The organism is Coleofasciculus sp. FACHB-542 (genome assembly GCF_014695825.1).
GTDB lineage: Bacteria > Cyanobacteriota > Cyanobacteriia > Cyanobacteriales > FACHB-T130 > FACHB-T130.
On the sequence record NZ_JACJPB010000038.1, the window covers coordinates 126,205 to 140,140 of the forward strand.

Sequence of the window (13,936 nt, forward strand, 5' to 3'; positions counted from 1 at the left end):
AAGCCGTGCAAATAACCTTGATTACTGACTCCCCGCCAAGTCTGCAACAACGCCCTCTAATCCAGCCACCACCCGCGCCAAACGGTCGTAATCAATTTTATCGGGGGTATCTTGTGAAGTGTGATAGTGGGGGTAACGGGAGGGTGCAGTGTCTGTGACGATGATGCCGGGATAACCTTGCTGCCAGAAAGACCATTGATCCGACCAGCCGACGCCGGGAATACTTTCTGGGAGGGCGGCACCTTCGGAGGGGAACTTCGCGTGACGACGGAAAGATGCGATCGCTTTCCTCACCAAATCAGCGGAGGTTGGGTTGCTCACAAAGGCAATAAAGTTACCCTGTGAGGGATAAAACAGGCTTAAGGGAAATGGGTATTTCTGGGTTCCTGGCTTGTCGGAGTAGTAGCCGATTGTTTCCAAACTGAGCATGGCAACAATATTTTCACCGGCGTTGCGGCAACGTTTGGCATAAACGACGCTTCCCATTTCCGGCGTTTGGAAAAATGGCGGTTCCTCATTCACAAACTCAACGAAGCGCAGAGTTCGGGAAGTCTTTTTTCTAGCAAAGGCACGCGCCAACTCTAGGACGGCTGCGGCACCCGTGCCGTTATCATTGGCACCGGGACTTCCAAATACAGAGTCATAGTGACCTCCAATCACCACAATCTCGTCGGCTCGATTTGTCCCGACAATCTCGGCTTCTAGGTTGTAGTAGGTATTCTCAGCAATTTTGTATCCTTGCCGTTGAACTTTGTAGCCAGCATTGCTCAAAGATACTTCCAAGAAATCAGCCGCCGCCGCTAGATTCTTATAGTTCGAGAAGTTATGTTCTCCCAGTTCACCGGCAATCTTTTCCACATCTTGCCGGAGGGCATCTCGCAGCGTTTCCTCCTTGGGAGTCAGCAGCGGCAATGCAGCTTGGTAACTGACTCCGGGCATCCAAATCGATGTAAACCACGCCCAAGCGATCGCAATGCCCAGAAGAATGCCAATGATGGCGAGTCCGATCAATGCTGCCCGATTCACCAGCCACCTTCTCCATCCACCTCGGTTCGCCATAAATTTACTTGCTAGGAAGACGGCTGGGGGAGCGATAAAAAGGTTTTTTAACCACAACGGCTGGATAAGCTTTGCCCCGGATTTCTACCTCCAATTCCTGACCTATCTGAGCCAGATTCGGAGGAACATAGGCGAGGGCGATGGGTTGTCCTACCGTTGGTGCTAAGGTGCCGCTGGTGACAACGCCGATGGCTTCACCTTTGGATAGCACCGGGTAGCCATGACGCGCAATAAAACGCCCCTGCATTTGCAGCCCTACCAAGCGTCGTTCTACGCCATTTGCCTTCTGCTTTTCTAAAACTGGACGCCCGATAAAATCGCCTTTCGTATCCAGATGAACCAGCCAACCCAATCCAGCTTCTAAAGGGGTGGTGCTTTCGTCCATATCTTGCCCGTAGAGGCCCATTGCCGCTTCGAGGCGCAGGGTGTCTCTGGCACCGAGTCCGCAGGGTACGACGCCAGCAGTGAAGAGACTGCGCCACAAGTCTACCCCCACTTCTGGGTCTACCATCACTTCAAATCCATCCTCTCCGGTGTACCCAGTTCGGGCGATGAAAGCAGGCTCATTCAAGACGGTTGCTTCCAAATGTCCAAATGCCTTAATCGGCGTCAGGTCTTCCTTGACAAATTCCTGAAGATATGCGAGCGCTTGCGGTCCCTGAACGGCAATCAAAACTTTTGCCAGGGAAAGATCCTCGAAATCAATTTGAGAAGATTCTAGTTGGGCAAACAGCCATGCTTTATCTCTGGATCGGGTGGCGGCGTTGACAATCATCGCTCCTCGCTGCTCGCCGTCTGCATCTTCGCCCTGATAATAGAAGATAATGTCGTCCAAAATGCCGCCGTGAGAATTCAGCAGGACGGTGTACTGAGATTCACCAGCTTTCAAGCGGCTCAAATCTGAGGGAATGAGAGGCTGTAAGTACGAAATCAGCTGTTTCCCTTTGAAGGTAAATTTCCCCATGTGGGAGATGTCGAACATTCCCGCTGTGGTGCGGACTGCCAGGTGTTCTTGTCCGATTCCGGTGTATTGTACGGGCATTTCCCAGCCGGAAAAGGCAGTCAATCGGGCTTTTTGTTCTAGGGCAAGTTCATACAGGGGAGTACGGGCAAGTGCAATCGCCGTCTCTGGATGCAATTCTTCTGACTTAGCCACAGATAGTCATTCCGTCGCAGGTGGATATCTTTTATCCTACGGGATGCTTCTTGCTTGAGCAGTATAAAACGGCAGGTAGCGATCGCACTCTCTGGATATGGTGGATGCGATCGCGCGGTAGATGTGGTGAAGGTGATCGCACTTTCACCCAGTGCCTCTAATTTTTGTAGCTTGGCGATTGGAAATCGCAGCTACACAGACGAAACCCGCCTTCGCGGGTTAAATAAAATTTATTAGTCCGCGCAGGCGAACTTTGTTTGTATAGCCGCGAATTACATTCGCCAGGGTATATTTGGTTCCCAGGATGTCCCAGATGCGATCGCTTTCATTTTGGCGAATTATCCTCTGATTCTTCCATGATTGCTATCATTTGCGCTAATATTTCCTGACCTAGAGGATGCTCCCGCAACGCCTCTATATTAAACCGATTCTCCATCATTCCTTGCATCCAAAATATTGCAAAACTTCGTTTAATTGTCACCGTATTCGGATGGTTATCTCCTAAACTACGCTGACAAATTTCAATCGCTTGCAGATACAAAGGTTCCGCTTCGCTGTAGCGTCCTCGACTTTTGTAGAGTCCGGCTAAGTTGTTGAGGTGGGTCGCAATTTGTGGATGGTCAGGGGGGAGACTTTTTTTATGGATTTCAATTGCTTGGAGATACAAAGGTTCCGCTTCGCTGTAGCATCCTTGACTTTGGTAGAGTCCGGCTAAGTTGCTGAGACCGATGGCAATGTGTGGATGGTCGGGGGGGAGACTCTTTTTATCCATTTCAATGGCTTGCAGATACAAAGGTTCCGCTTCGCCGTAGCGTCCTTGAGAAGAGTAGAGGTGGGCTAAGTTGTTGAGGTAGGTCGCAATTTGTGGATGGACGGGGGGGAGACTCTTTTTATTGATATCAATCGCTTGCAGATACAAAGGTTCTGCTTCGCTGTAGAATCCTTGACTTTTGTAGAATCCGGCTAAGTTGTTGAGGTGGTTGGCAATTTGTGGATGGTCGGGGGGGAGACTCTTTTTATTGATATCAATTGCTTGCAGATACAAAGGTTCTGCTTCGCTGTAGAATCCTTGACTTTTGTAGAGACCAGCTAAGTTATTGAGACCGCTGGCAATGTGTGGATGGTTGGGTGGGAGACTCTTTTTATTGATATCAATCGCTTGCAGATACAAAGGTTCTGCTTCGCTGTAGCGTCCTTGATCTCGGTAGAGATTGGCTAAGTTGTTGAGGCTAGCGGCAATTTGTGGATGGTCGGGGGGGAGACTTTTTTGAACAATGTCAATTACTTGCAGATACGAAAGTTCTGCTTCGCTATAGCGTCCTTGATCTCGGTAGAGATTAGCTAAGTTGTTGAGGCTAGCGGCAACATCGGGATGTTCTGCACCAAGGCAACTTTCAGTTACTTCTACACACTGTTTTTTCCAAGGTTCTGCTTGCTGATAAAACCCTTGGCCTTCGTAGAACCTGCCTAAGCCTGTAAAATGCCAAGCTAAATCCTCATCGCTAATATATTCAACCAAATAATTAGCTGCTTCTTCAATATGAGGAATTACTAGACTAAGATTGATAATCTCCTCACGAGTCGGCTGATAAGGAATTTTCCTGGCTTCTGCCACCATTGCCGCTGCAAATTGGCGTTTCATTTCATCAGCCACATCTGACTCATTTAGCTTTTGTTGGAAAAATTGCCGAAGCAAGGGATGTAAACGATAAGTTTCATCACCCAGGTTTTGTACCAAATGTAAACTTATTAAATCTCTTAGCGTTTTTTCCCATATCTCTTGCTGTTCATCATCCTCCATCTCTAAAGATAAAGGAATCGGAGATAATGCATACAAACTTAACAAAGCACCAAGAGATTGTGCATTTTCATCCAACTGTTCCCAACTCAAATCAAAAGCCGCCGCTACCCCCAATTCATACCGCATTAACGGGTCAGCTTTCAGAATTGCTTCATGTTCCAGCCGCTTTCTTTCCAATCGCGCCAGTAGTTTCTTCAGCGACAAATTCGACTGTTGATCCAGATATCTCCCAACTAACTCTAACCCCAAAGGCAAATATCCCAACCATTTACAAAGTCTTCTCACCACCCAAGCTTCGCGTTTTAGCCGTTCCCTGCCAATTATTGATTCTAATAACTTCATCGACGCCAAAGGTTTCAGCACATCTAGCCGTAACTGCGGCAAAGATGACCCAAACTGAAATCTCGTCGTCAGCAGCACTTTAAATCGAGATAATTTCTGTCGCGGCAAATAAGGCTGGACTTGTTGTTTGTAGTCGGTGACATCATCCAACACAATTAAAACATTGCCGGGATGCCATTTCTTCCAGCAAAACTCCAATTGCTCTGCTAATTCCCAATCTTGCGGCGGTTCAATTTCAAATTCTAACTGGACAAATCTAATAATATCAGTTGCAATATTCCCCTGTGCAGATAGCCAGCAAACACCACCCACGTAACTTGATAAATACTGTCTTGCATACTGAGTAGCGAGTTCGGTTTTACCCACGCCACCCATCCCAACCACAGCAGCGATGGCGACTTGCTTGTTTTCCTGCAATAACTGGTGAACTTCTAACAATTCTTCTGTGCGTCCGACAAATTCTTTTACAGCACTCCGAGGAATATTGTTAGCAACAGATTTCGATTCTCCTTTCACCTTATTAAGGGCAGTAGACGTAGCGGTTAGGTTATCAGTTTGCAGCTTAGTCTTCTTGGCAATAGCTTGGGATTTTGGCGGTCTTTTATTTTCCCACTCAATATCAAATTGCCTCAGATTATCCTCTTTATCTTTGTGCCACAGCTTCAAAGTAAAGTGCCAATCTTCCGAACCTTGAGTTGAGACACGGTTATCTTCTAAAACTTCTAAATAATCTTCCAGAAGATTTAGGGCTTCCCTAACTTGCGCTGGGGTTAACTTACCTTTGTATTTGTCTTTTGCGGTCAGTTCTTCCAGATATCGGCGCTTTGTCCTAATTATCAACTGCGTCTCGCTTTGCGGTTTGAAATCAATTCCGAGTTTATCGCCATCCTCAAATTCATCATCAACATAAGCTAGCAACGCCTCAAACAGACGCTTCACCCGCGCCTTGACATCATCACCCAGAGAACGTCGCGCCATAGATTAAGTCCAAAGATTTTGCCACAAAGTTTGGGGATAACCCTAAACTTCGCACCTACCCCAAACTGCTTATCGCTTATTATAACTAGCTTTCAGCAGTTGCCCAGTCTGCCTTGCTTTCAGCTACAGCCCCAAAAATACCTTGCATTCAACCCCAATAAATACAGGTTGAATCAAGATGAAACTTTCCCCGAAGCAACGCCGCAACATTGTTCTGTTTGTAATAGCAACAACAATCGGACTAATCAACAACCCATTAGGTATTGTCCTTGATGTCTGCTTCCTAATCTGGCAACTGATGGAAGAAGACGATGAATAAAAATTAGTTTTGTGGAGTACGCGATCGCCTTCTTCCCTCTCTTCCTTCGCGTCCCCTGCGTCTTTGCGGTTCATTAAAAACGCGCGATCGCAAAACTCTTACCCCCCTCTCCGTTAACGGAGAGGAATTGGGGGTGAGCTTTATTCTTATGGAGCTAAGCGGATTCGAACCGCTGACCCCCTCAATGCCATTGAGGTGCTCTACCAACTGAGCTATAACCCCTTACGGTGCTTTATGATTATGCCTTAAAAATTCGCAAGTCGTCAAGTAAAATTTCAGCAACTATAAATTAATAAAATGAGCAAGGGTGTTGAGCAAGATGGCTGATATAACCCATGTAGCTGTTCATCAGGAAATATACGACTAGCATGGCGGCTGCGGATAGCGCTACCAGGGTGCCAGCAAGCATTAAGGAAAACTCCTGTTGGTCGAACGCTTCCTGCATCAGGTGCAGCGACCACGCCACCAGAGCCACATCAAAAATTAAAATACCAACTAACATAATTTACGTTTTGTAACACTTCCTTTATTCTAATATATACAACCGAGCAGATTGATGCTACAAAGCCAAAGCCGCTTCTTCCAGAAGGAAGAAGTTTCGCCTTTACAAAAGCCGCACCGGCACCTGATGCTCTGCGAGATAGTTTTTAATTTCTGATACAGTGAGTTCTCCGTAATGCAGGAGAGAAGCCAGCAGAGCCGCTTCCGCTTTACCTTCCGTTAAGGCGTCATAAATGTGACTCGTGTTACCAGCACCCCCAGAGGCAATCACTGGAATTTGTACTTGTTCCGCGATGGTGCGGGTAAGCTCTAAGTCATACCCCGCCTTGGTTCCATCGGCGTCCATACTGGTTACGAGCAGTTCGCCCGCGCCGCGTTGCTCGACTTCTTGCGCCCAATTAATTGCATCGAGGCCTGTGTTTTCCCGCCCACCACGCACGTAAACATCCCAACCGGGGTTGGTGGGGTCTTGCCGTTTTCGTGCATCAATTGCTACCACAATGCACTGATTGCCGAAGCGATCGCTCGCCCGATCGATCAACTCTGGATCGCGTACCGCCGCCGAGTTAATGCTGACTTTGTCTGCGCCAGCCCTTAACAATTGTTTAATATTTTCTAAGGATTGAATTCCCCCACCCACGGTAAGGGGGATAAATACCTGCTCAGCGGTGCGATAGACCACATCCAGAATGATGCCCCGGTCTTCGTGAGTGGCAGTAATATCCAGAAACACCAACTCATCTGCACCCGCCTGATTATAAGCTTGTGCCAGTTCCACCGGATCGCCAGCATCCTGGAGATTGACAAAGTTAACCCCTTTGACAACTCGCCCTGCTTTCACATCTAAGCAAGGCAGTATTCTTTTTGCAAGCATGACAATCCTCTGGTTCCCCGATGTAATGATAATGAAAGCCTATACACTCTAGACCTTCTGTGTCTTCATGTCTTGGTATTGTTTTTAAAATAAATTTTTAATCATGGCGATAATTTCTTCTAAACAACAGCCTCAAGAACCCAACGGGAAACCCCAGGAACGCCGAAAGCCAGGGGGACGCCGCAAATCTCAGCCAGAGGAAACGGTTGAAGAGTTATTACAGCCAACTGTCGCAATGGACGAAACCGAGAAGCAGGAAGAAGGTCTGCGACCCCAGCGACTGGCTGACTATATCGGGCAAAAAGACCTCAAGGGCGTTCTAGAAATTGCGATTCAAGCGGCAAAAGGCAGAGACGAGTCGATGGATCACTTGCTACTGTATGGCCCGCCGGGTTTGGGAAAAACCACGATGTCGCTGATTTTAGCGACGGAGATGGGAACCACTTGTAAAATCACCTCCGCACCCGCTTTGGAGCGTCCCCGCGATATTGTAGGGATACTGATGAGCCTGAAGCCGGGAGATATTATATTTATTGACGAAATCCACCGATTGAGTCGGATGACGGAGGAATTGCTATATCCGGCAATGGAGGACTTTCGGTTAGATATTACGATTGGCAAGGGTCAAAGTGCGAAAACTCGCAGCTTGCCGCTCCCGCCATTTACGCTAGTCGGAGCAACAACGCGGGTAGGTTCGCTGTCGTCACCCTTGCGCGATCGCTTTGGTTTAATTCAACGGTTACGCTTTTATGAGTTGGATGAACTGATTTTGATTGTGCAGCGGACGGCTGAAGTGATCCAAGCCCCGGTTACACCAGATGGTGCTGAAGAAATTGCGCGTCGTTCCCGTGGAACTCCCCGAATTGCCAATCGCCTTTTAAAACGGGTGCGAGATTTTGCTCAGGTAAAAAAAGTTGGGGAAATTACACAACCTATTGCAGTGGAAGCTTTGGAAGTCTTCGGTGTCGATCCAATGGGTTTAGATTGGGCAGATCGGTTGATGCTGACCGTCATGATAGAACAATTTAATGGGGGGCCTGTAGGCTTGGAAGCGATCGCCGCCGCCACAGGAGAAGATGCCCAAACAATTGAAGATGTCTATGAGCCGTATTTATTACAGATTGGCTATTTGCACCGAACGCCTCGCGGTCGCATTGCCACTCCAGCAGCCCGAAAGCACTTAGGATATGATTCGTCATTATTCTAAGGATAATAAGCTAAAGACAAATGACGAATACAGCAGTAGTAGGATGGGCATTGCCCAGGAATTAGCTTTCTGCTGGGCAGCGCCTATGCTACCAAAATCTAAAAGCCAAGATAATATGATTCGTTGGATTCTGACTTTACTGAGCATTCTGTTTATTACTGTTTCAACTGGGTTCGTGAATGCGCCGCCAGCGATCGCCCAAGAACAACCTTCCACTTACACAGAAACTGAGTTGCAGGAAGGAGACGAACTCGCAGCTAAAGCGTTTACCGCGACAAATGCCGGTGATTTTGTTACGGCTGAAGGGCTTTGGACACAGCTAATTGAGCGATTTCCCACTAATCCGGCTATTTGGAGCAATCGGGGAAATTCCAAGGTAAGCCAAAATAAATTGTCAGATGCGATCGCTGACTTTAATAAATCTATTGAACTCGCCCCGAATGCCACCGATCCCTATCTGAATCGCGGGACTGCATTAGAAGGGCAGGGGAAATATTTGGAAGCGATCGCCGATTACAATCGGGTGCTGGAAATCGATCCCAAGGATGCAATGGCTTACAACAACCGGGGGAATGCCAAAGCGGGATTAGGAGAGTGGGAGGAGGCGATAGCCGACTACAAAAAAGCAGCCGATCTGGCTCCCAATTTTGCGTTTGCCAGAGCCAATTACGCGACCGCTCTGTATCAAATGGGTGAGCAAAAAGAAGCGATTCGCAATATGAAGAATATTGTTCGTAAATACCCCCAGTTTCCTGATATGCGGGCTGCCCTTACCGCTGCTTTATGGGAACAGGGAAATCGGGGTGAAGCCGAAAGTAACTGGGTTGCCGTTGTCGGAATGGATCGTCGCTATAAAGACATTGACTGGGTGAAAAATGTCCGCCGTTGGCCTCCAGTCATGGTTGCCGCTTTAGAGAAATTTCTGAGTCTACAATAAAGGCGATTGCAACTAGCCCCAAGATTTGTGCCACAAATATCAGAAAACCGCCTTCTTCAAGAAAGCGGTTTTTTGAATTGGCAATTTTCCGTATAGAGCTTCTGTATATAAACGATCGCGTTTAGTGAGAAAGGGCGATCGCGGTTTTGATTCACTTCTAGGGATGACCTGGAAGCAAATCAAAACTTTTCTACAGTTCCAAGGTAATCTGCTTTGCCACGCTTCCCCCTCACCCTGCCAGGTAAAAAAGAATCACCCATTCAGGTTAGATCGCCTTTTCTAACAATCGACAGACGCCGGAGGAGTCATCACAAAACACAAAAGCTCGAAGAAAGAACTTTTACCTTTTGTCTTTCTACCCAATCCCCCCCATGACTGGGTGGAAGTAAAAAGCCAACGCCAAAATTGCATAAGCAGCCAATAGCAGCGTACCTTCTAACCAGTTCGACTTGCCATCAGAACTAATCGAATTGGCAATGAGTACCGACACCGCCACTGCCACCAATTCAAACGGGTTGAAGTCCAAATCCATCGGTTTGTGCAACGCCCAACCCGTCAGAACAAGAACCGGAGCCACAAATAAGGCAATCTGCAAGCTAGAACCCACCGCCACTGAGATAGAAAGATCCATCTTATTTTTCATCGCTACGGTGACAGCGGTAGCGTGTTCGGCAGCATTGCCAATAATCGGAACCAGGATCACCCCTGTAAACAGCGCCGTCAGACCCAGTTGGGAGGTGGCTTCTTCCAAGGAGGAAACCAATAGTTCCGACTCCGCCGCAACCAGTAGCGTTGCGCCTAATAGCACTCCAATCCATAGGGGCAGGTTAACTTTATGTTCCGGATCTTCTGGAGCGAGATTTGACTCAGCTAACTCAGTGAGTATCTCCTGTTCTGCCACACCCGCATCGTAGAGATAGCTGTGGGTCTTCATCGAAAATAGCAGCGTCAACCCATAGACTCCGATTAATACTACGGCAACGGCGACCGAAAGTTGCTGGACGATGGCTTCATCAATCCCGGTGGAGGTATAGTCCATCGCGGTTGGTAACAGCATTGCAATCACTGCTAGGTTCATTGCCGAGGCATTTACCCCTGCCACCATTGGCTGAAATTCCTGCTCTTTGAAGCGCAAGCCCCCCAATAGCATGGAAAAGCCCATGACCAGGAGTAAGTTGCTGATAATAGAGCCGGTGATACTCGCTTTGACGACATCCACCAGCCCCGCGTTGAGGGCAACGAGGGAGATAATTAGTTCGGTGGCGTTGCCAAAAGTAGCATTCAGCAGTCCTCCCAAGGAGGGGCCAAGAACAACCGCGATTTCCTCTGTGGCGGTGCCCATCCAAGCGGCAAGGGGAATGATCCCCAGACAAGCGGTGATGAAGACGACTGACGATCCCCATTCCAGAAAGTGGGCCGTAATGGAAATAGGGATAAACAACAAAAGAATGGAAAAAAGCGTGTTTAGAGACAGCATCCAAATTATTCGTATTTAGCTCGTGTCTAGGATAGCCGCTTGTTGAGTGTTCTGGCTTCTTTCAGTCTTTGAGTATGTAACAGAATATTTCTTTAGATGCAGGATTCCTTAAGCAAAGTTAATTTACTATTCATTTGCATGAAGTTAGTGTTCCAAGCATGGCAGCATTACGCTTGAATCATGTAAGTAACAAGTAACTATCCTGGCTTTTCAATTTTGTTCATTGACCGTTACCGGCATGGGGCACAGGCAGTTGCTCATCGGTACGGGCAAAATAATTGGATGTTAAACCGATTGCTTTGATCCCCCCATTTAAGGAGAGAAGGCTTCGCCCCCAAGAGTCTTTGCCATGTTTGGGTGGTGAGTCTTCGCCTTCTCCAGATGGACTGATTTAACTTGCTGTTTCCCTGGCGTTCAAGTAAACGCGGGGATGCTCAGTCTATCTAGATAAGTTATTGACCCTAATTTTTTACTAATTTTGGATGCGATCCTATGACTTCTGCTGCTGAAAGACCAGCTTCACAGTATTCTGCTGAGGGAACAGCAAACACCAGTGTAGCAACCGATCCCCTGCAAACGGCTACCGGCGTTTATGTTACGGTTCACGGTCATTTTTACCAACCGCCCCGCGAAAACCCTTATCTAGATGCGATTGAACGGCAGCCGAGTGCGTCTCCGTTCCATGACTGGAATGAGCGGATTCACCATGAATGCTATCGCCCGAATGCCTTTGCCAGAGTGCTAAATGACCGGGGCGAAGTCGTGGGGATCGTGAATAACTATGAGTATTTCAGCTTTAATATTGGTCCCACATTGATGTCGTGGCTGGAACGCTACGACGTGGAGGTATATCAGCGAATTCTGGAAGCGGATCGTAAAAGTAGCGATCGCCTGAACGGACACGGCAATGCGATCGCGCAAGTTTACAATCACATCATCATGCCGCTTGCCAACGAGCGGGATAAGTACACCCAAATCCGCTGGGGCAAAGAAGACTTCCGCTCCCGATTTGGGCGCGATCCCGAAGGAATGTGGCTGGCTGAGACTGCCGTAGACTATGCAACTTTAGAAGCATTAGTTGCAGAAGGAATTAAATTCATTGTTTTAGCACCTTCTCAAGCTGAACGTTGCCGCCCGATCCCCACAGACGAGCAGCCCGTGACTCAGTGGTTGGAAGTGGGCGGTTCGCAGATCGATCCCACCCGTCCCTATCGCTGTTATCTAAAACCCACACTCAGCAATCAAGATTCACCCCTCAGCGCTGAGTATTCATTTCCCACCAACGAAAGCTCTGATACCCCTTACATCGATATCTTTTTCTACGATGGCCCAATCTCGCGGGACATGGGATTTAACGATGTCCTGGGCTGGGCGGGTACGCTAGCTGGGCGCATCGGTTCAGCAGTGCGCGGGGATCGCCGGACTTCGCAGCTCATCTCTGTTGGCACAGATGGCGAAACCTTTGGACACCACAAAAGCGGGACAGAGAAAACCTTAGCCTTCGCCTTTGTAGACGAGTTTCCCCGGCGCGGCTGGACTGTCACCAACTATGCCCATTACCTGAGTCTGAATCCTCCCACCTGGGAAGTGGAACTGAAGCCAGTCACGGCTTGGAGTTGCGCTCACGGAGTCAATCGATGGCAGGATGATTGCGGTTGCGGTGGCGAAGGTGGAGTTTGGCACCAAAAATGGCGGCGTCCCCTGCGGAATGCCCTAGATTGGTTGCGGGATCAGCTAAGCAAAGTTTATGAGGAAACGGGTCGCCAGTTCTTCCGCGATCCTTGGGCGACACGGGATGAATATATCCACGTAATTCGCGATCGCTCTCCTGCTAATGTAGAGCGCTTCCTCGCCCGCCATCGCACCCGCAAACTAACACCATCAGAACAAGTAGACGCCCTGCGCCTATTAGAGATGCAGCGCCATAGTCTGCTGATGTACACCAGTTGCGGCTGGTTCTTTGAAGAACTCTCAAGACCCGAAGGAACGCAGATTCTCCGCTACGCTGCTAGAGCCTTAGAACTTGCCGGTGATGTCTCTGGTGTGCAGTTGGAAAAAGGATTTATCAAACGCCTCTCCCAAGCTCCCAGTAATGTTGAGTTATTCAAGCACGGAGCTGAGGTGTATCGGCAGCTGGTAGTCAGTGCCCAGATTGGTATAGAGCAAGTGGCAGCGCACTATGCCATCAGTTCCCTATTCACTACCTATCCCCAACAACAGCGGGTCTACTGTTACGATGCCCATCAGTTGGATTACCAGATGCAACGCATGGGATCGCTGACTCTAGCGGTGGGGCAACTGCGACTAACTTCAGAAATTACCTGGGAAAGTACTCATTTAGTCTTTGCCGTTCTTCATTTGGGCGGCTGGGATTTCCATTGCTGTATTCAACCATTTGGCGGTCGCCGCACTTATAGCCAGATGAAGGAAAAGCTGTTTGCGGCGCTGCAACAGGCTAGTGCTGCTCACGCGATCCTGGCGATGTCCCAACTATTTGGGGGTAATTCATTCAATTTGCAGAAATTATTTGCTGAAGAACGGCACCGGATTATGCGGCTGCTGAGTCAGAAAACTTTAACGCGCTTAGACCAGCTTTATACGCAGGTTTACCGGGATAACTACGGCATCTTGATGGCGTTCCAGCGCGATGAGCTGCCCGTTCCGCAAGAGTTGCAAGTAGCGGCAGAAGTGGCAATTTCTAACCGCGCCCGGATGTCTCTACGGGCACTGGAGCAAGAAAACGGTGAACCCCAGCAAGGTTTGAATCAGCTGGCAGAACTGGAAGCGATCGCGAAAGAAGCGAATCAATTGCGCTGTCAGCTAAATATTCCCGATGCCAAGCAAACGTTAGAGCAGTTGATCTTGCGATCGCTCTGGAAGCTTCTGCACGACTCTAACCCAGCCACTCTAGAAGCAGATATCCAACGCTTAGAGCGCATGATTTCTATAGGCAACCAGCTACACCTCGGCTTATCTTTGCATCGCCCTCAAGAACTCTACTTTAGCTGCCTGCACAGCCAAATTGTGCCTCTGCTGGAGTCAGACACTAACGGCAATTCGTCTCAGCTACGTCAGTTGCTATTACTCGGTCAAAAGCTAGCTGTAGATGTCAGTCCCTGGTTGAACCAACTGTCATAAATGTCACGGGTAATGGGGAATTGTCCGACGAATCACCCATTACCTGAATCAATTAGCTGCTCTCAAATATTAAGGGGTAAGTTACAAAACCTACCCCTTAATATTTACACTTGAAGCGTTTCACCCATTATTTCAGATTCAAAAGGG

At 48.3% G+C, this 13,936-nt stretch carries 10 protein-coding genes and 1 tRNA gene; 4 read left to right on the forward strand and 7 right to left on the reverse strand.

Annotation, left to right across the window (positions count from 1 at the left end; all coding sequences use genetic code 11):
- Positions 1-21 precede the first annotated feature (21 nt).
- Both H6F52_RS13905 and gcvT read right to left on the reverse strand, forming a co-directional pair.
- Positions 22-1,059 carry a M28 family peptidase gene (locus H6F52_RS13905; RefSeq protein WP_190535577.1) on the reverse strand — a complete coding sequence of 346 codons (1,038 nt, stop codon included), beginning with the start codon at positions 1,057-1,059 and terminating at the stop codon, positions 22-24.
- Between the two features lie 4 nt (positions 1,060-1,063).
- Complete coding sequence (gene gcvT, locus H6F52_RS13910; RefSeq protein ID WP_190535580.1) at positions 1,064-2,215, reverse strand: glycine cleavage system aminomethyltransferase GcvT; 1,152 nt, start codon at positions 2,213-2,215, stop codon at positions 1,064-1,066.
- Positions 2,216-2,269: 54 nt separating this feature from the next.
- On the opposite strand from gcvT, the gene H6F52_RS13915 reads away from it, so the two are divergent.
- Positions 2,270-2,452, forward strand: coding sequence for a hypothetical protein (locus tag H6F52_RS13915; protein WP_190535583.1), 183 nt, complete (start codon positions 2,270-2,272; stop codon positions 2,450-2,452).
- A gap of 88 nt (positions 2,453-2,540) precedes the next feature.
- Here H6F52_RS13915 and H6F52_RS13920 read toward each other — a convergent pair whose 3' ends face one another.
- From H6F52_RS13920 to hisF, 4 genes are all read right to left on the reverse strand, one after another.
- A complete protein-coding gene (locus tag H6F52_RS13920; protein ID WP_190535585.1) occupies positions 2,541-5,336 on the reverse strand; it encodes a tetratricopeptide repeat protein in 2,796 nt (931 codons plus the stop codon).
- A gap of 468 nt (positions 5,337-5,804) precedes the next feature.
- A tRNA-Ala gene (locus H6F52_RS13925) sits at positions 5,805-5,877 on the reverse strand.
- Between the two features lie 67 nt (positions 5,878-5,944).
- A complete protein-coding gene (locus H6F52_RS13930) occupies positions 5,945-6,157 on the reverse strand; it encodes a hypothetical protein (RefSeq protein WP_190410773.1) in 213 nt (70 codons plus the stop codon).
- A 102-nt stretch (positions 6,158-6,259) separates the two neighbouring features.
- Entirely contained in the window at positions 6,260-7,030 is a 771-nt protein-coding gene (gene hisF, locus H6F52_RS13935; protein ID WP_190535588.1) for an imidazole glycerol phosphate synthase subunit HisF, read from the reverse strand.
- Between the two features lie 103 nt (positions 7,031-7,133).
- Between hisF and ruvB the strand changes: the two genes are divergently transcribed.
- Positions 7,134-8,237 carry a Holliday junction branch migration DNA helicase RuvB gene (gene ruvB / locus H6F52_RS13940; protein ID WP_190535590.1) on the forward strand — a complete coding sequence of 368 codons (1,104 nt, stop codon included), beginning with the start codon at positions 7,134-7,136 and terminating at the stop codon, positions 8,235-8,237.
- Positions 8,238-8,352: 115 nt separating this feature from the next.
- Complete coding sequence (locus tag H6F52_RS13945) at positions 8,353-9,174, forward strand: tetratricopeptide repeat protein (protein ID WP_190535650.1); 822 nt, start codon at positions 8,353-8,355, stop codon at positions 9,172-9,174.
- Between the two features lie 355 nt (positions 9,175-9,529).
- Here the strand turns inward: H6F52_RS13945 and cax are convergent, their stop codons facing one another.
- A complete protein-coding gene (cax, locus tag H6F52_RS13950; RefSeq protein ID WP_190410779.1) occupies positions 9,530-10,651 on the reverse strand; it encodes a calcium/proton exchanger in 1,122 nt (373 codons plus the stop codon).
- A gap of 492 nt (positions 10,652-11,143) precedes the next feature.
- Here cax and H6F52_RS13955 point away from each other — a divergent pair, with 492 nt between their 5' ends.
- Complete coding sequence (locus tag H6F52_RS13955) at positions 11,144-13,789, forward strand: DUF3536 domain-containing protein (RefSeq protein ID WP_190535592.1); 2,646 nt, start codon at positions 11,144-11,146, stop codon at positions 13,787-13,789.
- The last annotated feature ends 147 nt before the right edge of the window (positions 13,790-13,936 follow it).